This is a genomic window from Dietzia aurantiaca, from assembly GCF_021033825.1.
Taxonomy (GTDB): domain Bacteria; phylum Actinomycetota; class Actinomycetes; order Mycobacteriales; family Mycobacteriaceae; genus Dietzia; species Dietzia aurantiaca.
Map to the genome: position 1 here is coordinate 32,573 of NZ_JAIFXZ010000008.1, position 22,516 is coordinate 55,088.

Annotated in this window: 22 protein-coding genes and 1 riboswitch; of the genes, 10 read left to right on the forward strand and 12 right to left on the reverse strand. The window is 71.2% G+C overall.

Translation table 11 applies throughout. The features are described from left to right. Window positions 1-88: 88 nt before the first annotated feature. Complete coding sequence (locus K3888_RS09975) at window positions 89-286, forward strand: hypothetical protein (RefSeq protein ID WP_230930117.1); 198 nt, start codon at window positions 89-91, stop codon at window positions 284-286. Between the two features lie 132 nt (window positions 287-418). Here K3888_RS09975 and K3888_RS09980 read toward each other — a convergent pair whose 3' ends face one another. Both K3888_RS09980 and K3888_RS09985 read right to left on the reverse strand, forming a co-directional pair. Further along, entirely contained in the window at window positions 419-1,051 is a 633-nt protein-coding gene (locus K3888_RS09980; RefSeq protein WP_230930118.1) for a transglycosylase family protein, read from the reverse strand. Between the two features lie 13 nt (window positions 1,052-1,064). Continuing rightward, a riboswitch (cyclic di-AMP (ydaO/yuaA leader) is annotated at window positions 1,065-1,219 on the reverse strand. A gap of 180 nt (window positions 1,220-1,399) precedes the next feature. Continuing rightward, window positions 1,400-1,702 carry a hypothetical protein gene (locus tag K3888_RS09985; RefSeq protein ID WP_230930119.1) on the reverse strand — a complete coding sequence of 101 codons (303 nt, stop codon included), beginning with the start codon at window positions 1,700-1,702 and terminating at the stop codon, window positions 1,400-1,402. Window positions 1,703-1,831: 129 nt separating this feature from the next. Here K3888_RS09985 and K3888_RS17850 point away from each other — a divergent pair, with 129 nt between their 5' ends. Next, a complete protein-coding gene (locus tag K3888_RS17850) occupies window positions 1,832-2,239 on the forward strand; it encodes a cold-shock protein (protein WP_308281971.1) in 408 nt (135 codons plus the stop codon). Between the two features lie 86 nt (window positions 2,240-2,325). On the opposite strand, the gene K3888_RS09995 is transcribed toward K3888_RS17850, so the two are convergent. The 3 genes from K3888_RS09995 to K3888_RS10005 are packed head-to-tail and all read right to left on the reverse strand — an operon-like array spanning window position 2,326 to window position 5,265. Then, the gene (locus tag K3888_RS09995) at window positions 2,326-2,868 is read right to left on the reverse strand and encodes a DUF2771 family protein (protein ID WP_230930120.1); all 543 of its coding nucleotides are present in this window, start codon (window positions 2,866-2,868) and stop codon (window positions 2,326-2,328) included. Further along, window positions 2,865-4,364 (reverse strand): MFS transporter, encoded by a 1,500-nt coding sequence (locus K3888_RS10000; RefSeq protein ID WP_230930121.1) that lies wholly within the window; start codon window positions 4,362-4,364, stop codon window positions 2,865-2,867. Before K3888_RS10000 ends, K3888_RS09995 begins: the two co-directional genes overlap by 4 nt. After that, the gene (locus tag K3888_RS10005) at window positions 4,357-5,265 is read right to left on the reverse strand and encodes a glutaminyl-peptide cyclotransferase (protein ID WP_230930122.1); all 909 of its coding nucleotides are present in this window, start codon (window positions 5,263-5,265) and stop codon (window positions 4,357-4,359) included. The genes K3888_RS10000 and K3888_RS10005 overlap by 8 nt, the downstream gene beginning before the upstream one ends. Window positions 5,266-5,322: 57 nt before the next feature. Between K3888_RS10005 and K3888_RS10010 the strand changes: the two genes are divergently transcribed. Then, on the forward strand, window positions 5,323-6,294 hold the full coding sequence (locus tag K3888_RS10010) for a DUF3027 domain-containing protein (protein WP_230930123.1): 972 nt from the start codon (window positions 5,323-5,325) through the stop codon (window positions 6,292-6,294). Between the two features lie 158 nt (window positions 6,295-6,452). On the opposite strand, the gene K3888_RS10015 is transcribed toward K3888_RS10010, so the two are convergent. Further along, a complete protein-coding gene (locus K3888_RS10015; RefSeq protein WP_230930124.1) occupies window positions 6,453-6,827 on the reverse strand; it encodes a DUF2530 domain-containing protein in 375 nt (124 codons plus the stop codon). Window positions 6,828-6,903: 76 nt separating this feature from the next. On the opposite strand from K3888_RS10015, the gene K3888_RS10020 reads away from it, so the two are divergent. Next, window positions 6,904-8,373: an NCS2 family permease gene (locus K3888_RS10020; RefSeq protein ID WP_230930125.1), complete on the forward strand. Its 1,470-nt coding sequence runs from the start codon at window positions 6,904-6,906 to the stop codon at window positions 8,371-8,373. A 52-nt stretch (window positions 8,374-8,425) separates the two neighbouring features. Further along, complete coding sequence (locus tag K3888_RS10025; RefSeq protein ID WP_230930126.1) at window positions 8,426-9,262, forward strand: TrmH family RNA methyltransferase; 837 nt, start codon at window positions 8,426-8,428, stop codon at window positions 9,260-9,262. Between the two features lie 213 nt (window positions 9,263-9,475). Here the strand turns inward: K3888_RS10025 and K3888_RS10030 are convergent, their stop codons facing one another. From K3888_RS10030 to serC, 4 genes are all read right to left on the reverse strand, one after another. Then, a complete protein-coding gene (locus K3888_RS10030) occupies window positions 9,476-9,805 on the reverse strand; it encodes a YnfA family protein (protein ID WP_230930127.1) in 330 nt (109 codons plus the stop codon). Beyond that, on the reverse strand, window positions 9,802-10,776 hold the full coding sequence (locus K3888_RS10035) for a DUF6928 family protein (RefSeq protein ID WP_230930128.1): 975 nt from the start codon (window positions 10,774-10,776) through the stop codon (window positions 9,802-9,804). Before K3888_RS10035 ends, K3888_RS10030 begins: the two co-directional genes overlap by 4 nt. A 9-nt stretch (window positions 10,777-10,785) precedes the next feature. Further along, on the reverse strand, window positions 10,786-11,832 hold the full coding sequence (sepH, locus tag K3888_RS10040) for a septation protein SepH (protein ID WP_230930129.1): 1,047 nt from the start codon (window positions 11,830-11,832) through the stop codon (window positions 10,786-10,788). 154 nt (window positions 11,833-11,986) lie between these two features. Beyond that, on the reverse strand, window positions 11,987-13,111 hold the full coding sequence (serC, locus tag K3888_RS10045; protein WP_230930130.1) for a phosphoserine transaminase: 1,125 nt from the start codon (window positions 13,109-13,111) through the stop codon (window positions 11,987-11,989). A 185-nt stretch (window positions 13,112-13,296) separates the two neighbouring features. Here serC and pdxH point away from each other — a divergent pair, with 185 nt between their 5' ends. The 3 genes from pdxH to K3888_RS10060 all read left to right on the forward strand — a co-directional run bounded on the left by pdxH (window position 13,297) and on the right by K3888_RS10060 (window position 15,845). Further along, on the forward strand, window positions 13,297-13,920 hold the full coding sequence (pdxH, locus tag K3888_RS10050; RefSeq protein ID WP_372459560.1) for a pyridoxamine 5'-phosphate oxidase: 624 nt from the start codon (window positions 13,297-13,299) through the stop codon (window positions 13,918-13,920). Window positions 13,921-14,074: 154 nt separating this feature from the next. Next, a complete protein-coding gene (locus tag K3888_RS10055; RefSeq protein WP_230930132.1) occupies window positions 14,075-15,364 on the forward strand; it encodes a citrate synthase in 1,290 nt (429 codons plus the stop codon). Between the two features lie 124 nt (window positions 15,365-15,488). Further along, window positions 15,489-15,845: an FKBP-type peptidyl-prolyl cis-trans isomerase gene (locus K3888_RS10060; RefSeq protein ID WP_230930133.1), complete on the forward strand. Its 357-nt coding sequence runs from the start codon at window positions 15,489-15,491 to the stop codon at window positions 15,843-15,845. 374 nt (window positions 15,846-16,219) lie between these two features. Here K3888_RS10060 and K3888_RS10065 read toward each other — a convergent pair whose 3' ends face one another. Then, on the reverse strand, window positions 16,220-18,142 hold the full coding sequence (locus K3888_RS10065) for an acetate--CoA ligase (RefSeq protein ID WP_230930134.1): 1,923 nt from the start codon (window positions 18,140-18,142) through the stop codon (window positions 16,220-16,222). 63 nt (window positions 18,143-18,205) lie between these two features. Continuing rightward, a complete protein-coding gene (locus K3888_RS10070) occupies window positions 18,206-19,762 on the reverse strand; it encodes a carboxyl transferase domain-containing protein (RefSeq protein ID WP_230930135.1) in 1,557 nt (518 codons plus the stop codon). A 120-nt stretch (window positions 19,763-19,882) separates the two neighbouring features. Between K3888_RS10070 and K3888_RS10075 the strand changes: the two genes are divergently transcribed. Both K3888_RS10075 and K3888_RS10080 read left to right on the forward strand, forming a co-directional pair. Further along, a complete protein-coding gene (locus K3888_RS10075; protein WP_230930136.1) occupies window positions 19,883-20,629 on the forward strand; it encodes an enoyl-CoA hydratase in 747 nt (248 codons plus the stop codon). Between the two features lie 180 nt (window positions 20,630-20,809). Then, entirely contained in the window at window positions 20,810-22,447 is a 1,638-nt protein-coding gene (locus K3888_RS10080; RefSeq protein WP_230930137.1) for a substrate-binding domain-containing protein, read from the forward strand. Window positions 22,448-22,516 lie beyond the last annotated feature (69 nt).

The window sequence follows — 22,516 nt, forward strand, 5'->3', positions numbered from 1 at the left end:
CGGGTGTGCGCGCGTGCGCCGGGCGAAGGCCGCGACGGTATCCGACCCACTTGCTGACACAGTGCGCCCGAGGTGAGAGACTTGCAGCGTGGCTGCCAAGAAGAAACTGACCTATGACAACCCGGGATGGCCCGACGCCTCGTTCGGCGAGCACCCGGTCACCGAACTCGCCGCGCTGGTCGCGGGCGGACTGTCGCCGTTCGGCGAGGAGCGCTTCCCGCTCCCGCACGAGCGTCTGCACTACGTCCACCCGGAGACCGTGGTCAACAAGACCGTCCGGGCCTGACGCGGCGCCGACACAGCGGACAACGAAGGGCCGCCACTCCCTGGAGGGGGTGGCGGCCCTTTCGTGTGCGTCCGAACTAGGACGCGAGGCCCGTCGCGCCGTGGGTCGGTGGCCGACCCACGGCGTCGGGCATCAGTTCAGGTAGGTCGCGAAGAAGTTGTCGACCGCGTCCTGGTTGGCGGCGTAGGCGCTGTCGATGGCGTCCTGGTTGGCCTCGTAGGTCGGCAGGACCGGCAGCGCGATACCGCGGGCCACGGCCTCGTCGTGCAGCGTCTGGGCGTGGTCGGCGGCGGTGACGGCCTCGGGGGCCTCCTCGGCCGCGGGAGCGGCCGGGGCCGGAGCCGGGTTCGGGGTGAGGTTGTTCACGTCACGCGGGGTCGGCGCGGAGTTCAGGCCCAGCTTGGACGAGCAGGCGGGCCAGGCGCCCCAGCCCTGGCCGGCCAGCGTCTTCTCGGCGATCGCGATCTGCTGCTCGCGCGAGGCCTGGTTGGCGGTCGGCGCGAACTGGGTGCCACCGTAGGCGGCCCAGGTGCCCTGCGAGAACTGCAGGCCGCCGTGGTAACCGTTGCCGGTGTTGATGCCCCAGTTGCCGCCGGACTCACACTGCGCGAGGCGGTCCCAGTCGGAATCCGGGGCGGCGTTGGCGCCGGGCGCGAAGGCCAGGCCGGCGGCCGAGAGGGCGGTGCCCGCGATGACGGCCTTGACGGCGGTCTTCGGCGCGGAGGAGGTGGTGGCGGCGCGGTGGCGTCCGGTGTTCGAGGTCATGTACGCGTCAGTCCTTTTCACTCTGTGCCTACGGGGTGAGCTGTCGGGTTCGGACGAGTGTGTCCGGCCGCCGCTGGCGGCTTCACCCCAAGGCGACCGTCTGGCCGCCGGGCCCGGCGTGGGCCCTGTCGGGTCCCCCGTCTCCGCCCGGTTAATGGATTGGTCACATCGGCCGCAGGGCGGAGTTCGGGGGTGCGTCCGATGCCAACTCGCTGACGAGTCTGGAAAGAACTGTAGCGGTTCGATGCGGGATCGTCACCATTCTGAAATAAAACCTGGTGGGACCGCGCGAATCGGTGAGTTGTTATCCCCCCGTTACCTGGGGCGTTACCACAAAGGTGCCGTTTGTCACACCTTCGGCGGACGTGAACCCAGAATCGCGTACAGGAGTCCCAGGACGAATCCGGTCGGTGTGAACAGCATCGCGACCAGGTAGAGGATGGTCGGCGCGTCCCGGCCGAGGATCAACGGGGTGCCCGCAGCGATGATCGTGAAGATCACGCCGATGCTGAAGATCACCATTGCGGTGATGAAGAGACCACGACGACGAGGCGCCGTGCTGCTCGCCCCGGTCACGGAAGGGGCGGCCTCGGACCCGGCCGGGGCCCAGGGGTCGGTGGCGTCTGTCGGGCGCTGGTCGTCGGAGCTCACAGGGGGCAGGGTACCGCCCCCGCCGGGACGGGTACCAACGCGGATGGCTATGTGGGTAGGGGTATTGTCGGAGCATCAGTTGAGGTCGTGGTCGCGCAGGTGCGCGCCTGTGTCTAGAGGGGGATCGCGGTGCCCAGCGGCAAGGTGAAGTGGTTCGACGCGGAGAAGGGCTTCGGCTTCCTGTCCCAGGAGGGCGGGGAAGACGTCTACGTGCGCGCCGACGCGCTGCCCGCCGGGGTCGAGACGCTGCGCCCGCGTCAGCGCGTCGAGTTCGACATGGTCTCCGGCCGCCGCGGCCCGCAGGCACTGCGCGTCGTGGTCCACGACGAGCCCGCCACCGCCGGCGCCGAGGATCGAACCCCGCGTACCGGCCCCCGCCGCTCGGCCGACGAACTCCACGGCATGGTCGAGGACATGATCAAGGTGCTCGAGTCGACCGTGCAGCCCGAGCTGCGCCGAGGCCACCGGCCCGACGCCAAGGTCTCCGGCCGGGTCGCCTCCGTGCTCCGCGCTGTCGCCCGCGAACTGGAGCCGTAGGTTCCGGCCGGGTAGCGGCCAGATAACTGAATACAGATGCCGTGACGGCGCCGATCGAGATGATCGGCGCCGTTTCGCGTACCGGGTCAGTCGGCCGCGGTACCGGCGCTGGCGCCGGCTGCGTCGGCGTAGAGAAAGCTCATCGACCACTCGCCGTTGAGGATAGTCGGCTCGCCGTCGGCGTCGTAGACCACCGGGACCGAGCGGATGGCCAGGCCCTCGATGCGGCCCTCCTCCACGGTCTCAACCGGGATCAGTAGCTCGCTCGCACTGTTCGCCTCGACCGTGAAGTCGCGGGTACCGCCCTCGCGCACCTCGTAGACGTTCAGCGTGGAGTCCTTCAGTTCGGTCGGCAGACGCACCGTCAGCGTGTGCTCACCGTGGATCAGGAACTCGGGCACCGGGTTGGTGTATGAGTTGCCGTCCAGGTCCGTGGCGGTGAACGGCAGCGCCGACTGCTGCCCCCGGTCGGTGGCCACGGTGATCTGCGGCAGCACCCCGAAACGCGCTTCTGACCCCTTCCACGCACCGACGATCGCGGAGATCATGATGATCACCCACGCCAGGATCGCCCAGGTAATCGGGCGGACGCGGAGGCCTGTCGACTCGGAATCGCTGCTGGAGGTCACGGCTCTATTCTGCCGACGTCGTCGTCGTCGGACTCATGGGGGTCACCAGGGGTGGGGTCCCCTGGGACGTGGGGGACGCCGGGCGCGCGGGGTGCGCCGGGTGCGCCGGCGACGCGCGGCTCACCGGGGAAGCGGGGCCGGTTGCCGCCGAGGCCGGGCACGAGGGTCGAGCCGCGCGCGGTGAGCAGCGACTGGGTGAACATCAGCGCGGACACCACGGCGACCACCGAGAAGCCGATCGTGAAGTCCGGCGGCAGCAGCACGCCCAGCGCCCCGCCGAACACCCAGGCCAGCTGCAGCGCCGTCTCCGAACGGCCGAACGCCGACGAGCGGGCGGCGTCGGGGATGTCGGTCTGGATCGAGGAGTCGAGAGCGACCTTGCCCAGCGCACTGCCGATCGCCGCGACGAGGGCGAACACCGCCGCCATCCAGAGGGAGCCCAGGAACGCGGCCACGACCGCCGTCGACAGGGCGGCACCCGCGGAGACGGTGGCGATCCGGCCCGGTCGGCCCAGCGGCAGACGCGCGCCCACGGCGTTGCCGGCGAAGGTCCCCAGGCCGCCCGCGGCGCCGGCGATGGCCAGCAGTCCGGCCTGCTCGATGGCCGAGGCGTTCTCCTGCGCCTTGGCCACGAACGCCAGGAACAGGGTGAGGAAACCGGTCATGAACCGCATCAGCGCCTCGGCCCAGAGAGTGGCCAGCACGCCCCGGCCCAGCGGGCGCGTGAGCACCGCCTTGAGCCCGCGCGTCAGCGAGCCGCGCTCCACGCGCAGGGTGGCCGACTCCTCGTCGTGGGAGGCCTCGGCGCGCGGGGGGATCGTCATGGCGACGTACGCGGCCACCAGCGCGACCGCGGCCAGCAGCCACAACGCGGCCTGCGAGTGCCAGATCCACGCCACCGCCGCGGCGGCCGCGCCCGCCACGACGCTGCCGCAGACGTGTCCCAGCACGGTCAGCCGCGAGTTGGTGCGCACCAGGTCCAGTGCGGGCGGCAGCACGTGCGGCGTGATGGACGCCTTGACCACCCCGAACGTCTTGGACAGCACGAGCATCCCGAGCGCCAACGGATAGAGCAGCCACGAGTCGAAGTTCAGTGCCAGGATCACCGCGAGCACCGCGCGCAGGGTGAACGTCAGCGACACCGTGAGGCGGCGGCCGCTGCGCAGCCGGTCCAGGGCGGGCCCGATCACCGGTGCGATGAGCGCGAACGGCGCGACCGTCACCAGGAGATACAGGGCGACGTTGCCGCGCGACTCGGCGGTGGCGGCGGAGAAGAACAGGGTGTTGGCCAGCGCCACCGCGAGGATCGCGTCACAGGCGAAGTTCGCGACCGTGACGTAGCTCAGTGGTGCGAGCCCGGAGCGGTCGGCGCCGTCGGCGTGGAAGACGCGGCGGGCGCCCCGGCCGACCGAGCCGGCGGCGCGGCGCGTCGAGGCGGCGGCCCGCCGGGAGTTGCCCGCAGCGCGGCTGTTGGGGCCGGTGGCGGCCTCACGCACCGAGGCGCACCTCGTACATCGTCGGCCACATCTTGCCGGTCACCAGCAGGTTTTCCGAGTCGGGCAGTGCGGCGATGCCGTTGAACACCGCGTCGGTGTGGTCCGGCCGGGGCTGCTGCAGGTGCGACGCATCGTAGATGTCGGTGACCACGCCCGTCGCGGGGTCGATGCGGATGATCTCGTTGGTCATGAACACGTTCGCCAGCACGGAGCCGTTCACGCACTCGAGCTCGTTGATCCACGGCACCGGCTCCCCGCCCGCGGTTACGCTCACGGCCCCGGTGGGCTCGAAGGTCGCCGGGTCGCGGAACGTCAGCTGGTCGGAGCCATTGCTCATGATCAGCTGCTCGTCGTCGTAACACAGGCCCCAGCCCTCGCCCTCGTACCGCACCTCCTCGCGCACCTCGAGAGTCTGCGGGTCGCGGTTGTGCGCGACCTGGTTCTTCCAGGTCAGGGTCCACAGAGTGTCGGGGGTCAGGGCCAGACCCTCGCCGAACTCGCGGTCCGCCATCGGCACGGACACGGAGACGTCTCCGCCGTCCAGCGGACGGCGCTGGACCTGGGAGCCGCCGTAGGTGCCGGTCGACTCGTAGATCTGTCCGTCCGCCACCTCCAGACCCTGGGTGAAGAGCTCCGGGTCGTGGGGCATCTCGCGCACCACCTCGACGGTGCCGCGGTTCGGCTGCGGCTCGTCCCCGCCCACCACGACACTGGGCGGCCAGGGTGAGACCGCCTGTCCGCCACCGCTACCGCTGCTGCCGGCGCCGACGGGCGCACTCGACGACGCGAGCGAGGCCTCGGTCTCGGCGGGAGCGGGCTCACCAGACGAGCACGCGGTGAGGCCCCCGACGAGGGCGAGGGACAGCATGAGCGGACCGACGGGGCCGAGGAACCTGCGCATGACCCCAGGATGCCGCACGACGGGCCGGAACGTGACGTCCCGCCGCGGATGCGCATAATGGGAGGGGTGAACACCGAGGTAAGCACGGATCAGGAGGCGGGCGTCGTGGACGTCGACGACCAGTCGGCCGCCGCGGGCACCGACCCGGAGTCGGGCTTCGACGCGGCGCTGCGTGAGCGGCTGGCCTCCGGCGTGGAGGTGGCCCGCTCGGCGGTCGAGGAGTTCGCCGGCGCCGGCGTGGGGGAGCACCTCGGGTCCGAGGTCGAGGCCGCGTTCACCACCACCCATCGTTTCGGCGCGGACCTGTCCGGGTACCGCGGGTGGTACTGGGCGTGCGTGCTGGCGTTGGTGCCGGGCGGGGAACTGACGGTCGACGAGATCGCGTTGCTGCCCGGGGACGAGGCGCTGATCGCGCCCGAGTGGGTGCCGTGGGATCAGCGGGTGCGTGCCGGCGACCTCGGTGCGGGGGACCTGCTCCCGCCTGGTGACGACGACGAGCGGCTCGTGCCCGGGCACACGCTCACCGGTGACGAAGCCCTGGACGAGCTGGCCGGACCCATCGGTCTCGGTCGTGAGCAGCACCTGAGTCGGGAGGGCCGGGCCCTGGCGGCCGAGCGGTGGTCGGCCGTTCGCGGGCCGGACGCCGAGATCGCCCGCAGTGCCAAATACCACTGTGGGAGCTGCGGTTTCCTGGTGCCGGTGGCGGGCTCGCTGAGCACCATGTTCGGGGTGTGCGCCAACGAGTTCTCGGCCGACGGCCAGGTGGTGCACCTGCAATACGGCTGCGGCGCCCACAGTGCGGTGGAGAAGCCGAAGGACACGAGTCCCGCGATTCCCGAGGCGTTCGACGACGCCGCCGTCGACGTGGTGGTCCTGCCGCAGCAGCTCAAGGCCGCCGCACAGGCGCGCGCCGAGGCCGAGGCCAATGCCGATTCCCAGCAGCCCGCCAGCGCCGACTCCGAGCAGCCAGCGAATGCCGAGCATCCTGACGATAAGTCGACCGGCCAGGACTCCGACTCCGCTCCCTGAGCCTCGACCCTCGCCCGTGTGGTGGACGTCCTGCTCGGGGATTCGCGGACGGTCGAGCTGGACGTCGAGTGAACCCGGGGCGACCGCTGAGCGGTGGGTGGCCGGGGACGGGTGATGGCGTTGTCGTCGTCGGATGCGGCGGTGAGCGGCGCGTGAGGTCAGTTGCCGGCGGGCTGATCGGCGACGCGGTCGAAGTCGAGGCCCTCCTGCGCGCCCGCACTGCCCGCGATCACCGCGCGGCGCTGGAGTGCGTACACCGCGGTGCCGACCGCGCCCACGCCCACACCGACCGCGCACAGGATGACCGTGCGCATGTCGCCGTCGAAGAACAGCATCTGCGCCAATAGCGCGATCGTCCACGCCAGGGTGCCGATCAGCATCGGCGGCCGCGGATCCAGCAGGTACGACGGAATCGGCGGCACCCGACGCTCTGGCCGGGGGTGTTCGGGGGCGGGGGACGCCTCGGACGCGGACGGGCCGTGGGGCTGCTGAGGCACATGGTGCGCCTGAGGCTCCGCTGAGTCGTCCGTCATGACCGCGACGCTACCGCAGGCCGACGGACGGTTACTCTATGACGGTTCCTCAACTCCTCGCCTGGAAGGCCGGCAGATGTCGCAGAGCACCGGGGCCCCCTCACAGCCCCCCGCGCAGATCGGCGCGCTCGATCGCTATTTCAAGATCAGCGAGCGTGGCTCGTCGGTGTCGCGCGAGGTGCGCGGTGGCCTCGTCAGCTTCTTCGCGATGGCCTACATCATCATCCTCAACCCGCTGATCCTCGGATCCGGGACGGACGTCGAGGGTAACCAGCTGTCGATCGTCGAGATCGCGGCCGTCACCGCTTTCACGGCCGGCGTCATGACGATCGCGTTCGGCGCCATCGCGCGGTACCCGTTCGCGTTCGCCACCGGCCTCGGCATCAATTCGCTGGTCGCCGTGACCATCGCGCAGCAGGTGACTTGGGCGGAGGCCATGGGGCTGGTGGTGATCGAGGGCATCATCATCGTGATCCTGGCGATCACCGGCTTCCGCACCGCCGTGTTCAACGCCGTGCCGCCCGAGCTCAAGGCGGCCATCGCCGTGGGTATCGGTCTGTTCATCGCCATGGTCGGCGTCGTGGACTCCGGGTTTGTGCGCCGCATCCCCGACGCCGCCGGCACCACCGTGCCCGTCGGACTGGGCATCGGCGGCTCCATCGCCTCCTGGCCGACCTTCGTGTTTGTCGTGGGCCTGTTGCTGTGCGGCGTCCTCGTCGCGCGCCGGATCCGCGGCGGCCTGTTCATCGGCATCGTCGTGACCGCGATCTTCTCCGTGATCGTCGAGGCCATCGCCGGCGCCGGGCCGTCCTTCGTCGACGGCGAGCCCAACCCCACCGGCTGGAGCCTCGCCGTGCCGGGCATCCCCGACTCGCTCGGCGGGATCCCCAACCTGGCGCTGATCGGCCAGGTCGACCTCATCGGTGCGTTCACCCGCATCGGCCCCCTGGCCGCCGGGTTGTTCGTCTTCACCCTGCTGCTCGCCAACTTCTTCGACGCCATGGGCACGTTCACCGGCCTCGGCAAGGAAGCCGAGCTCATGGACTCCAAGGGCAACCTGCCCAACATGAAGGCCGCGCTGGTCGTCGAGGGCTTCGGCGCCGTCGCCGGCGGTCTGACGTCGTCGTCGTCCAACACGGTGTTCCTCGAGTCCGCCTCGGGCATCGCCGAGGGCGCCCGGACCGGCCTGGCGAACATCGTCACCGGCACGCTGTTCCTGCTCGCCATGTTCTTCACGCCGCTGTACGAGGTCGTGCCCGTCGAGGCGGCGGCGCCCGCGCTGGTGATCGTCGGTGCGCTCATGATCTCGCAGATCAAGCAGATCGACCTGACGAACTTCGCCGTGGCCCTGCCCGCGTTCCTCACGATCGTTGCGATGCCGTACACCTACTCGATCGCCAACGGCATCGGCATCGGGTTCATCGCCTGGGTCGTCATGGCCACCGCGACCGGGAAGGCGCGAACCGTGCACCCGATCCTGTGGATCGTCGCGGCCGCGTTCGTGGTGTTCTTCGGCATCGGGCCGATCACCGACGCGCTGGCCTGAGGGACTGAGTGACTGAATTACCGAAGGACTCGGCGGGGTCGGAGTGACCGGGATGCGAGTCGTTGACATCACCGACCCCGCCGACCCGCTTCTGGACGACCTGCGGGATCTCAACAAATCCGACCGCCGGCCCGACCTGCCCGGCGGCCGCGGCCTGGTGATCGCCGAGGGCACCTACGTCGTGGGGCGGATGCTGCTCTCGCGTTTCGACCCGCACATCATGCTGGGAACCGACTCGCGACTGGCGCAGCTGCGACGCGAGTCGGCCGCCGAGGGCTGGGACGCCGATGAGCGGGCCGGCGACGCGGTATACATGCGGGCGTCGAAAAATCTGATCAGTGAGGTGATCGGGTTCCGGTCCAGTCGCGACATCCTCGCCGCCGCCGACCGGCCCGAGCCACTGTCCGTCGACTCCGTGGTGGACGGGGCGCGGACGCTCGTCGTGCTAGAGGGCGTCAACGATCCCGAGAACCTCGGCGCCATTTTCCGCAACTGCGCGGCCCTCGGCGTGGACGGCGTGCTGTTCGGCGCCGCCGCCGGGGACCCGCTCTACCGCCGGGTCGTGCGGGTGTCGATGGGGCACGTGCTGCGGCTGCCGTTCGCGCACCTGCCGGGTACCCCCACCACGTGGCAGCGGTCCCTCGAGGGACTGCATGAGCAGGGATTCAGAACCGTCGCGTTGACGCCCTACGCCGATACGCCCCTGTCCCGGGCCGTGGATGCCGAGAAGGTCGCGTTCCTGCTCGGCGCCGAGGGGCCGGGACTCACCGAGCACGCGATGAACGCCTGCGACGTCCGGGCCGCGATCCCCATGGCCGACGGGACCGACTCGCTCAATGTGGCCACGGCCGCCGCGGTGGCCTTCTACGAGCGGGCGCGCGAGAGCTGACGAGGCGCGGAGGCGCGGCGTCGCCGGGAGCGGTGCGGGCTGGCTGGCCAGCGGCGGGCCGGATGGCTGGCGGCCGGTGGGAGATATGCGCCCGGAATGCGACATTCCGGGCGCGCACCTGTCGACAATCCGGGCAAAGAGGGCGCGTAAGTCGATTGGGTCGGGCGGGGCCGGGTCGGGGGGGCGTAAGGCTGGGGCCGGGCGGGGCCGGGGTCAGCGGGGGGCGTACATGATCACGCCGACGCCGATCAGGCAGAGGAGCGCGCCGGAGATGTCCCAGCGATCGGGCCGGAAGCCGTCCATGGCCATCGCCCAGACCAGCGAGCCGGCCACGAAGACGCCGCCGTAGGCCGCGAGGATCCGCCCGAAATTGGCATCAGGCTGCAGCGTCGCCACGAAGCCGTAGGCGCCCAGCGCCGCGACGCCCAGGCCGATCCAGATCCAGCCGCGGTGCTCGCGCACGCCCTGCCAGACCAGCCAGGCGCCGCCGATCTCCAGCACCGCCGCGAAGCCGAACAACAGGATCGACTTGGCAACGGTCATGCGTGGTCCCGGTCGTCGGGGTGATGCCCATGGTCCCGGTCGCCGGGGTGACTTCTGCGGTCGCGCGTGCCGGCGGAGGGATCGTTCCTCCCGCGGCGCAGCGGGCCGGCGCCCTTGCGGACCACGTCGCCCACGCGACCGGCGAGCCCGCCAGCCAGGCCACTCGCGAGACCGCGCAGGCCGCGGCCCGAGGAGCGGGCCCGGTCGGCGAAGGGGATGCGCTCGTAGTCGTCGTCGTAATAGGGGGAGGCGGTGGTGTCGTCGTCCTCTCCGGCGTCGCGACGCGCGGCGGCGTGCAACTCCGCTCGGCCCGGGCCGTCGGCCAGGTGCAGGGCGGGGCCGGGAGGCGTGTGCTGGCGGACCTCGCGGCGGCCATCGGTGGCGAAGCCGTCGACCGGCACGTCCAGCCCGCCGGGCTCGAGGTCGAAGCCCAGCCAGTCGCGGTGCGCGGCGTGCAGGAGTGCGGAGGCGGAGAAGGGCAGGGCGAGTGGGTTGTCGTCGGCGCCCTCGAGCGGGAACTCACCTGCCCAGTACGGGCGCTCGAACGGCAGGGGCATGCCCTCGTCCTCGACGATCCTGTCGTCGGCGGCCGCGAAGGAGCGCACCAGCGTGCCCGACTCCCAGCGGCCGAACCCGCTCACGCCCGAGTCCGGATCGTGGGAGAACTCCAGCACGGTGGGGGTGTCGACCAGCCGCAGCCACACCGGGTCGGTCTCCGAGGGCTTGACCGGGTGGCTGATCGGCGTCTGCACCACGGTCAGGCCCGGGAACGACCCGATGTAGATCTCGCCCGCGCCCGCCGAGGCCGAGCGGTTGAGCGGGAAGTGGCCGAGCGAGGCCACCGTGATCTTGGGATACAGCCGCGACAGCAGACGCCGGGCGAATCCCGGGTCGGAGCGGACGCCCGAGCGGAACAGCGCGGCGGGGTCGTCTGTGGACAGGTACCAGAAGGTCGCGACGTGATGGCCCATGGCGCGGCGTCAGTCGTCCTTGCTCCGGACACCGAGCAGGACGTCCTCCCAGGACGGCATCGTCGGATGACGGCGCGAGGGACGACGCTCGGGTTCGGTGGGGGTGTGCCGGAGGAAGTCGTCGGCGTCGTCGTCGGACTCCTCTCGGTCCTTGTCGGAGGCGCCGGCGCGCCGGGGCTCGCCAGCGGCGGGTGCGGGACGGTCATCTCGGTCATCCCGCGAGACGCCCGGGCGCGGGGAGTCCGACCGCTCGGATGCGGGGCGCTCGTCGCGGGAGTCCGGCGGCGTCACGGCGGCCGGCGGCACGGCCGCGGGGCTGCCGCCGGCCGACGACAGCCGCGGCGCGGCGGGAGGCTCGACAGCGGGGGTGGGCCGATCGGATTCCACGCGGGCCAGCGAAGGAACGGAGCGTACCGGCGGCGGGCCGGCCGGCACCGGGGGCCGCGAGGACACGGTGCGCAACGCGGCAGCCTTGGACGGATCGAGGACCCGCTCGGCCTCCTCGTCGAGAGGACGAGCCGAACCGCCGTGGGAGTCGGGGACGAAGGACCAGGTGGCGCGGGCGTCGTCCGACAGCCCGGCTGGCCACGAGATCGCCACCACCCAGCCGCCCGAGCGGTCGCGCCAGGCGTCCCACTTCACGAGCTCCGGGTCGATGCCGCGTTGGTCGAGGGCCGCGTCCACCTTGTCGGCGAGCGTGTCCAGCGACGGCCCGTCCGACATCACCGGATGTGCCGACCGGGCCAGATCAGCGGCGTTCGAGCGCTCCAGCAACACCGGGATCGCGAAGCCCTCGATGCGGGACAGCGACACCCCGGCGTCGGCGGCCACCTCCTCGGGCGAGGCGCCGTGCCGGATGCGGTCCTGGATCTCGCGGGGCCGGAGCGTGCCGGTCACCGGCGCACGATCAGCTCCGCCGCCGGCGACGTACTCGCCACGGGCGGCAGCACGGAAGCGGTCGTCGAGCGGAACGGAGAACTTCTCGCCGGAGTCCGGGACCTCGCACTCGACCAGCGATGACTCGGTGTCGACACCGATGATCCTCAGCTTCCGCATGCCGCCTCCTGACTCCTCACGGCCCCACCGGGGACTCGAACGGTCCACTACCCGGGGCCTGGGCGTTGGACCACATGGTAGGGCAGCGCAGCCCACCCGGCGCGCGGACGGGCCGGGTGGGCTGCGGAAATCTGCAGAACTAGCGCGACAGGCGTCAGGAAAGCTCGCCCACCACGTGGTCGATGCAGCGGGTCAGCTGCGTGACGTCCTCGGGGTCGATGGCCGGGAACATGCCGATGCGCAGCTGGTTGCGGCCGAGCTTGCGGTACGGCTCGGTGTCGACGATGCCGTTCGCGCGCAGGGTCTTGGCGACCTTGGCGGCGTCGATCTTCTCGTCGAGGTCGATCGTGCCCACGACCTGCGAGCGGTGCGCCGGCTCCGTGACGAACGGGGTGGCGTACTCGCTGGCCTCGGCCCAGTCGTACAGGCGCGAGGAGGAGTCCTTGGTCCGCGCGACGCACCAGTCGAGGCCGCCCTGGGCGTTCATCCACTCGACCTGGTTGGCGAACATCAGCAGCGTCGCCACGGCGGGGGTGTTGTACGTCTGATTCTTGGCCGAGTTGTCCACGGCGGTGGGCAGCGACAGGAAGTCCGGGCACCAGCGGTCGGTCGCGGCGATCTCGGCCACGCGCTCGAGCGCGGCCGGGCTCATGATGGACACCCAGATCCCGCCGTCGGAGGCGAAGCACTTCTGCGGGGCGAAGTAGTAGACATCCGTGTCCGCGATGTCGACGGGCAGCCCGCCGGCACCGGAGGTGGCGTCGATCGCGACCAGCGCGTTCTCCGAGCCCGCCGGGCGGGACACGGGCAGCATGACGCCGGTCGAGGTCTCGTTGTGCGCCCAGCCGATCAGGTCGACGGACGGGTCGGAGGTCGGCTCGGGCGCGGAGCCCGGGTCGGCCGAGATGACGATCGGGTCCGCCAGGAACGGCGCACCGCCGGTGACCTTGGCGAACTTCGAGGAGAACTCGCCATAAGTCAGATGCAGCGACTTCTCGCGCACGAGCCCGAACGCGGCGGCGTCCCAGAACGCCGTGGTGCCGCCGTTGCCCAGGACGACCTCGTAACCCTCTGGGAGGGAGAACAGCGACGACAGTCCATCACGCACGCGGCCCACGACGTCCTTGACCGGCGCCTGGCGGTGGCTGGTACCCATCACGGTGGTGGCGGCCTCGGACACGGCCTCGATCTGCTCGGGGCGGACCTTGGACGGGCCGCAGCCGAAGCGGCCGTCGGCTGGCTTGAGGTCGGCGGGGATGGTGGGCAGCTGATCGCTCATGCTTCTGGGGTGCCGTTCCTTGTCGAGGGTTGGGATAAGGACATCGTAGTCGGGGGTCGCCCCAGCGCCGAGTAGCGTCTGAGGGCATGGAGGAATCCGCCCCCGATCGGGTCGCCGGAGACGACGTCGTCGTCGTCACTCCGGAGGCCCCCACCGACGTCCTCGAGCCCACCGACTTCGACACGATGCGCGTCGGGTATGGCCTGCACGAACGCCTGGACGTGGCCGACCTGCACGGCGGGTGGTTGCCGCTGTTCACCGACTGGCTCGACGAGGCCGGGCGCCGCGGCGTGCGCGAGCCCAACGCGATGGTGCTGGGCACCGTCGCGGACGGACGGCCGTCGACCCGCACCGTCCTGTGTAAGGGTGCCGACGAGCAAGGGGTGACCTTCTTCACGACGACGACGTCGCGCAAAGGCGCCCAGTTGGCCGCCTCGGGGTTCGCGTCCGTGACCTTTCCGTGGCTGGTCGCCGAACGGCAGGTCCACATGGAAGGGTCCTGCCATCGGATGAGCCGTGTGGACTCGCTCGCGTACTGGCGCACCAGGCCGCGTGGATCGCAGGTGGCGGCGTGGGCCTCGGAGCAGTCGCGGCAGGTCGGGTCGGTGGCGGAGTTGGAGGCACGGTTCGCCGAGGCCGAGCGGAGCTTCGCGGGGGACCAGGAGATCCCGATGCCCGACAGGTGGGGCGGCTACCGACTCGAGCCCGAGCGCGTGGAGTTCTGGCAGGGCGGGCGCGACAGGTTCCATGATCGCGTGGAATGCCGGCTCGACGACGGACGGTGGGTGGTCGCGCGGCTGCAGCCGTGAAGACGCGGGTGTAACGGGTGGGGCGCCTGTGGCGATCGGGGGGAATGCGTGCCAACGCTCTTCGAAGGGTGGGTAGGCGTCACGGTAGGGTGTGGCACAGCACATTCGTGGCGGGACACAGGCCGCCGGGACCAGTCGTCGGAGAGGTAATCGCGTGACCGCAGGCTCGAACGGTTCGGACCGCAATGCAACACTGTCGTACCCCGGCGGTGAGCTGGAACTTGACGTGGTCGACGCCACCTGCGGGAGCGATGCCGTCCAGCTCGGCCCGATGCTGGCCAAGACGGGGATGACCACCCTGGACGTGGGTTTCGTCAACACGTCCTCGTGCACGTCGTCGATCACCTACATCGACGGTGGCGAGGGCATCCTGCGCCACCGCGGTTACCCCATCGACCAGCTGGCGGAGAAGTCCTCGTTCCTCGAGGTCTCCTACCTCCTCATCTACGGCGAGGACCCCACCGAGGCGCAGCTCGCCGAGTTCACCGAGAAGATCATGGGCGAGACGGCCCTGCCCGGTCAGATGATGCCGCTGCTCAAGGCCTTCCCGCTGGACACCCACCCCATGCCCGTGTTTTCGGCCGGCGTGAGCCTGTTCGGCACCCACGGCGACGACCTGGACATCGATGACCCGAAGGCTGTCGACCTGGCGACCGCGCGCCTGCTGGGCCGCGGCCCGACACTGGCCGCCGCGACCGAGCGGATCCGTACCGGCAACGAGGCCATCGATCCGGATCCCTCGCTCGGCTACGTCGGCAACTTCCTGCGGATGACCTTCGGTCCGGAGTACGAGATCACGGACGAGGTCGTCAAGGCGCTGGACATGCTCCTGCTGCTGCACGCCGATCACGAGCAGAACTGCTCCACCTCGACCGTCCGCATGGTCGGCTCGTCCGAGGCGCCGCTGTACGCCTCCATCACCGGCGGCGTCAACGCCCTGTACGGCCCGCTGCACGGTGGCGCCAACCAGGCCGTGCTCGAGATGCTCGAGCGCATCCAGTCGGAGGGTGGCGACGCCACCGATTACATGGACCGCGTCAAGAACAAGGTCGACGGCGTGAAGCTCATGGGCTTCGGCCACCGCGTCTACAAGAGCTACGATCCGCGTGCTGCGATCGCCAAGAAGCACGCGCACGCGCTGCTGTCGAAGAGCAACGATCCGCTGCTCGAGATCGCACTGAAGCTCGAGGAGACGGCGCTGGCCGACGAGTACTTCGTCGAGCGCAAGCTCTACCCGAACGTAGATTTCTACACGGGCCTGATCTACCGCGCGATGGGCTTCCCGACCGACATGTTCACCGTGCTGTTCGCGCTCGGTCGCATGCCGGGTTGGATTGCGCACTGGCGCGAGATGCGCGAGGATCCTTCCACCAAGATCAACCGCCCGCGCCAAGTCTACACCGGCCAGGACGAGCGGAACTTCACCCCGATCAGCGAGCGCTGACCGGACTTGTGTCCGGTCGGCCAGAAGCCGGGCGGACCACGACCCGGTCGGCCTGGCGTCGATCGGACATGATCCCGGGCAGTTCACGCTGACCTCGGGACCCCGGACTCCAGGAGGAGAGACCATGGAGAAGCCCGAGATCGACATGCCGGAGGGCCCCGCGCCCACCGAGCTCGTCACCGAAGACATCACGGTGGGCGAGGGCAACGAGGCCGTCGCCGGCGGAAACGTCACCGTCCACTACGTGGGTGTCGACTTCGAGAACGGTGAGCAGTTCGACTCCTCCTGGGATCGTGGTGAATCCATCACCTTCCCGCTGAACGGCCTGATCCAGGGCTGGCAGGAGGGCATCCCGGGCATGAAGGTCGGCGGTCGCCGCAAGCTGGTGATCCCGCCGGACAAGGCCTATGGCACCTCCGCGGCCCTGCACCCGCTGGGTGGAAAGACGCTGGTCTTCGTGATCGACCTGCTCGACGCCTGACCTGCCGGCTGCTGTTAGCGGCCAGGACCGGCTCGTCCGGCCACCGCTGGTTTCGCCCAGCCCCCGCACGACACGACGCCCCGCTTCCTTCCGAGGAGGCGGGGCGTCGCGCATGTGCCGGGGCAGGGCGGGGCGGGGGCCGGCCTGGGTGCGTCCCGTAAGGTGCGCGTCGAAAATGCGCGCATACGCTGGAGTTACGCTCCCAGAATGTCGCAAAGAGGGCGCGCAAGTGCCGCGGATCCGAGCAAACAGGACGCGCAAGTCCCCCCAGGGGCGACTCGGCTGGCGGGGCGGCGGGCGCGGCTAGCCAGACGGGGGTCCGGCGAACGCGGTCCGAGCACGCCCGCGGGGCGAGGGAGCGCCCGTGGGGACGGCTACGTCTCCCCGCGGAGGAACGGCGCGAGGGCGTCCAGCACGGCCGGGTCTTCGATCGTCGACGGCACAGCCACGTCCTCCTGGCCGTCCGCGATCTGCCGCATCGTCTTGCGCAGGATCTTGCCGGAGCGGGTCTTGGGCAGCCCCTGCACCACCGTGCAGTCCCGGAACGTGGCCACGGCGCCGATCTCGTCGCGCACCATGGCGACCAGCTCCGCACGGAGTTCTTCGGGATCGCGCACCTCGCCCGACTTGAGCACGACGTAGCCGACCGGCCGCTGCCCCTTGAGCTGATCCTTCACGCCGATCACCGCGGCCTCGGCCACGGCCGGGTGCTTGGCGATCACCGCCTCCATCGACCCGGTCGACAGCCGGTGCCCGGCCACGTTGATCACGTCGTCGGTCCGCCCCATCACGAAGACGTACCCGTCGGAATCGATGTACCCGCCGTCACCGGTCGCGTAGTAGCCCTCGAAGGTGGACATGTACGAGCTGATGAACCGCTCGTCGTCGTTCCACAGTCCGGCGAGCGTGCCCGGCGCCATCGGCAGCCGGATGGCCAGGTTGCCCTCCTGCCCGGCGGGCACCTCGATGCCCTCCCCGTCGAGCACGACCAGCGCGTAGCCGGGCACGGGCACGGTCGGCGACCCGGGCTTGATGGGCATGGGCTCGAGTCCGCGCAGGTTGGAGGCGATGGGCCAGCCGGTCTCGGTCTGCCACCAGTTGTCCACGACGGGCACGCCCAGCTTGTCGGTGGCCCACTGGTAGGTGTCGGGGTCGAGCCGCTCGCCGGCGCAGAACAGGGTGCGCAGCGCGGACAGGTCGTACTTGCCCACCTCGACGCCCTCGGGGTCCTCCTTGCGGATGGCCCGTACGGCGGTGGGGGCGGTGAACAGCGCGGTGGCCTCGTGCTCGGCGGCGACCCGCCAGAACGCGCCGGCGTCGGGCGTGCCGACGGGCTTGCCCTCGTAGATGATCGACGTGGCGCCGACGAGGAGCGGGGCGTAGACGATGTAGGAGTGGCCCACCACCCAGCCGACGTCGGAGGCGGTCCACCACACGTCACCGGGCCGGACGCCGTAGACGTTGCCCATGGACCACGCGAGGGCCACCGCGTGGCCGCCGTTGTCGCGGACGACGCCCTTGGGCAGGCCGGTCGTGCCGGAGGTGTAGAGGATGTAGAGCGGGTCGGTGGCGGCGACCGGCACGGGGTCGGCAGGAGTGGAGTCGACGACGACGTCGTCCCAGTAGCTCCACGTGGTTCCCGGGGTCTCAGGCAGCGTCTCGTCCGGGAACTGCTCGTGCCGTGGCGCCACGATGACCGCGCCCGGCGTGTGGCTGGTCAGCTCGAGCGCCTTGGTCACCATCGGGAAGTAGGGCACCTTGCGGGTGGGCTCGATCCCGCCGTGGGAGGTGACGATGACCTTGGGCCGGGCGTCGTCGATGCGGATCGCCAGCTCGGGGGCGGCGAATCCGCCGAAGACGACCGAGTGGACGGCGCCGAGGCGGGCGCAGGCGAGCATCGCGATGGCGGCGCGGGGCACCATCGGCATGTAGATCACCACACGGTCGCCCTTGCCCACGCCCTCGGCGGCCAGAGCGCCGGCGAACGCGGCGACCTGCTCCTGCAGCTGGGCGTAGGTGATGGTCTCCTTGACGCCGGTCACCGCGGAGTCCCAGATGTAAGCGGCCTGGTCGCCGCGGCCGGCGGCCACGTGCCGGTCGACGGCGTTGTAGCAGGTGTTGAGTTTGCCGTCGGGGAACCAGTGGTAGAAGGGTGCCTCGCTACCGTCGACGGCCCGCGTGGGCGGGGTGTCCCACTGGATCTCCTCGTGGGCGACCCCGAGCCAGAACGAGTCCGGATCCGTGATCGACTGCCGGTAGGCGGTGGCGTAGGCCGACGAGGCGGTGGTGTCCGACATCGCGTGTTCCCCTCACATGCGCGGGTGCGGCCGCCGACTACGCCGACGGTCTTGTGACGGGCTTCACTCTAGTGGCAGTCCGAGGCCGCGATAGCGGGAGATCCGTTCCGCATACCTCCGCTCAGGGGGACGCCGGCGCACCTCCACGACGGCGTTCGCCACGGCGTCGGCCAGGCGGTCGCAGAAGGCGTCGGGCTCGTCGGCGGCGTCGGGGCGCTCGGGCACCACGACGTCCACGATCCCGGCCTCCTGCAGGTCGGCGGAGGTGATGCCCTGCGAGCGCGCGACCTCGGGGGCGCGGTCGGTCTCGTGGTACAGGATCGCGCTGGCGCCCTCGGGCGGGAGCGGGGCGAGCCAGCCGTGGCGCGCGCAGAGGACCCGGTCGGCCGGCAGGAGCGCGAGAGCCCCGCCGCCGGTGCCCTGGCCCATGATCACCGAGACGGTGGGGGTGGGCAGCGTGACGAGGTCGGCGAGACTACGGGCGATCTCCCCGGCCAGGCCACCCTCCTCGGCCTCGCGGGACAGCGCGGCGCCGCGGGTGTCGATGAGCAGGACCAGAGGGACGCCCATCTCCGCGGCGATCCGCATCCCGCGGCGAGCTGAACGCAGTGCGGAGGGGCCGAGCGGGTTCGTCTCGCTCTCGGCGTCGCGGTCCTGGGCGAGCACCACGGCGGACTGGCCCCGGAACCGGGCCAGCGAGAGCAGGAGTGCGCCGCTGTCCTCGCCCTGGCCGGTGCCCGAGAGCGGGACGCGGTCGGGGGCGACGCGGGCCAGGAAGTCACGGGCGCCGGGGCGGTCAGGCCGGCGGGAGCGGGTGATGGCGTCCCAGGCGTCGGGCCGGGCGGGTTCGTCTGCCGCAGCGGCCCCGGCAGGCACGGCATCGGCGGTCGGGCCGGTGAGCGGGCCGCGGGGAGGGGCGGGCTCGTCGTCGCTCGGCGGGTCCTGGCACAGCACGCGCAGCGCGCGGGCGGTGAGATCGCGGACCCCCTCGGGCGGCAGGACGCCGTCGATCATCCCGCGCTCGGCGAGGTTCTCCGAGACCTGCACGCCCTCGGGGAACGGCGCGTCGTACAGGGCCTCGTAGACGCGGGGGCCGAGGAAGCCGATGAGCGCGCCGGGCTCGGCCACCGACACGTGCCCGAGCGAGCCCCAGGAGGCGAACACGCCGCCGGTCGTGGGGTGGCGCAGGTAGACGAGGTACGGCAGGCCGGCGGATTTGTGGCCGGCCACAGCGGCGGAGATCTTGACCATCTGCAGGAAGGCCACGGTGCCCTCCTGCATGCGCGTGCCGCCGGAGGTGGGGGAGGCCAGGATCGGCAGTCCCTCGGCCGTGGCGCGCTCGATCGCGGCCACGATCCGCTCCGCGGCGGCGATGCCGATCGAGCCGGCGAGGAAGTCGAACTCGCACGCGATGATCACCACGCGCCGACCCTCGAGCGTGCCCTCGCCGGTGATCACGGACTCGTCGACCCCCGACTTCTCCGCCGCGCGATCGAGCGACTCGGAATAGCCGGGGACCGAATCGACCTGCGCGGAGCGCAGCGGCGGGCCGTCCCAGGAGTGGAACGAGCCGTCGTCGAGGACCAGGTCGAGGATCTGCCGCGCACCGATACGAGCCATGTCCACAATCGTACGGCGGCGCCCCGTCACCAGCGCGGACGGTCGATCCGCCGCTCGTGCCACGGAATCCGATTCGCGGCCTGTCCCGCGGCGCCGCTCCACCGAAGTATCGTTTCGGTCATGATCGTCTCCCGCCGAGATGGCGCCGTCGTCGTCGTCACCATCGACCGTCACGAGTCCCGCAACTCCCTCGACGCCCGGGTCTGTACCGCCCTACGTGAGGCCGTCGAGGCGGCGGCCACCGAGGCCGACGCCGAGGATCCCGTGCGGGCGATCGTCATCACCGGCGCCGGGACCGCGTTCTGCGCAGGCGCGGACCTGTCCGGCGGCGTCTACAACTCGGACTTCGTCGACGCCCACGCCGCCATGCTGCGGGCCGTCGAGGCGGTGCCGGTGCCGGTGATCGCGGCGGTCAACGGGCCGGCGATCGGCGCGGGCGTCCAGCTGGCCCTGGCCGCGGACCTGCGCGTTGTGGTGCCCGGTGCGGTCTTCGCGGTGCCGGTGGTCAAGGTGGGGCTCGCGCTGGACAACTGGACCATCAAGCGCCTGGCCAACGTCGTGGGTGGCGGGCACGCCCGCTCGGTGCTCATGACCGCGCGTCCGGTGGGGGCGGAGGAGGCGGCCCGGATCGGGCTCGCCAACGAGATCGGCGACCTGGACACCGCGATGGAGCTCGCCGCGGAGCTCGCGCGCTCCGCGCCGCTGAGCCTCCGGCACATCAAGACCGTGATCAACGACGACGACGCCCGCCTCCTCCCGCGGGACGAACACACGGAGCTGCAGCAGAGGGCGTGGTACAGCGAGGACATGGCCGAGGCCCGGGCGGCGCGGCAGGAGAAGCGGCCGCCGGTCTTCCGGGGACGCTGACCGGCGCGGAACCGCTCCCCGCGGTAGGTGCCGCGCTCGTCTCCTCCGCGCGCGTAGAAAGAGGTGGTGCCTCCGGTGGCGCGACACGCTGGGTACTATTCCAGCGCCCGACCCGGATCCCCCTGACGTGGGCGAGTGGCACGGCCCCGGGTACCGCGTGATCAGAAAGGCCGCCACCTGATGGCCAGGCACTCCTCGTCGCCGCAGAGCTCCAACCCGACCGCCCGGCGGGTCGTGATCGTGGGGGCGGTGATCCTCGCCGTCGCACTGGTCGCAGGGCTGGTGGTCTCCGGTTTGGCCAAGGCGGGGATCGGCGGCTTCTGTGGCGATTCCGCCACGATCAGTGTGGCCGCGGAGCCGGACATCGCCGAGCATGTACGCACACTGGCCGAGCAGGCCGACAGCTGCCACGACTTCCGGGTGGAGGCCCTGAGTTCGGCCGATATCTCCGCCCGCGTCGCTGACCGCGGGGAGCTCCCCGACCTGTGGGTGCCCGATTCGGCGGTGCGGCTGTCCCAGGTCTCGCACGAGGTGCAGGTGCCGTTTGTCACCGTCCTCAACTCCGTGGCCGCCACGCCCGTGGTGATCGCCGCCCGCGACACCCCGCTCGACTCCTCCACATGGGCCGCCGCACTGGCCACCCCCGGCCTGACGATGGGCGACCCGGTACGCTCCGGCATCGCCGACGCCCCGATCCTCGCCGCCACCTCCGAGGTCGAGGCGATGCGCTCGACCGACGACGCCCTGGGGGCGTCCATGGCGGCGCTCGCCCAGGGACAGGCCGGCCGTAGGGAGGTGCCGCCGTCCCAGCGTGAGATGCTCGACGCCGTGGTGGTCGACGGCGGGGCCGCGGTGGTGAGCGAGCAGCAGGCGGTGCTGGTGCAGAAGGACGCCCCCGACGCCGGGCTCGAGTTGGTGCTGCCCAGGACCGGCGCGGTGTTCCTCACCTACCCGATGGCCGTGACGGTCCAGGACCCCACCCGTCGGGACGAGGTGACCGGCGCGGCCGAGGCACTGCGTGCGGCCACCACCTCCGAGGAGCACCTCGAGGCCCTGTCCGCGGACGGGTTCCGCACCGCCGACCGCGCTCCGCTCCCCGACGGTGCCGGGGTGGGCGAGGTCGAGGCGCTCGTGGTCCGCGACCCCAACAGGGTGCACACCACGTTGCAGCGATGGCGGCTGCTGTCCATGCCGGGCCGCTCGTTGGTGTTGGTGGACACCTCCGGCTCCATGGACTTCGTGATGCCCGGCACCGACCAGACCCGCATCCAGGCGCTGGTGGGCACCGCCACTGCCGGGCTGGGGCAATTCCCCGACGACGCCGCGCTGGGTCTGTGGGCCTTCGGCGGGGCCGCCGGCCGGAACGGGCTGCCGTATTCCGAGGTGGCGCCGCTCCAACGACTGGACCTCCCCGTCGACGGCGGTGGCACGTACCGCGACACGCTCGCCGGCTCACTCGGCACGCTGCCGGGCCTGGTGGGCGGGGAGACCGACCTCTACCGCACCGTGCTCGATGCCTACGACATGGTCCGGGACTCCTACGACCCCAACATGATCAACTCGATCATCGTGATCTCCGACGGCGCCAACGACGCCACGTCCTCGCTCGGCCGGGAGGACTTCCTGGCGCAGCTGCGCGAGCGCGTGGACCCCTCCCGCCCGGTCGTGGTGGTGACGATCGGCCTGCTCGAGGACGCCGACCCCGCGACCCTGGCCGAGATCGGTCAGGCCACCGGCGGCAGCAGCCACATCGCCAGGACTCCGGAGGAGATCGTCAGGGTGTTCGCCCAGGCGATCGGCCAGAGGGGCGGTGCCTGAGGCATCCTCAGGTAGCCCTCAGGGCGAGCCCGCCCCCATGTGAGGTGGCCGCATCCCCACGATGGGGGT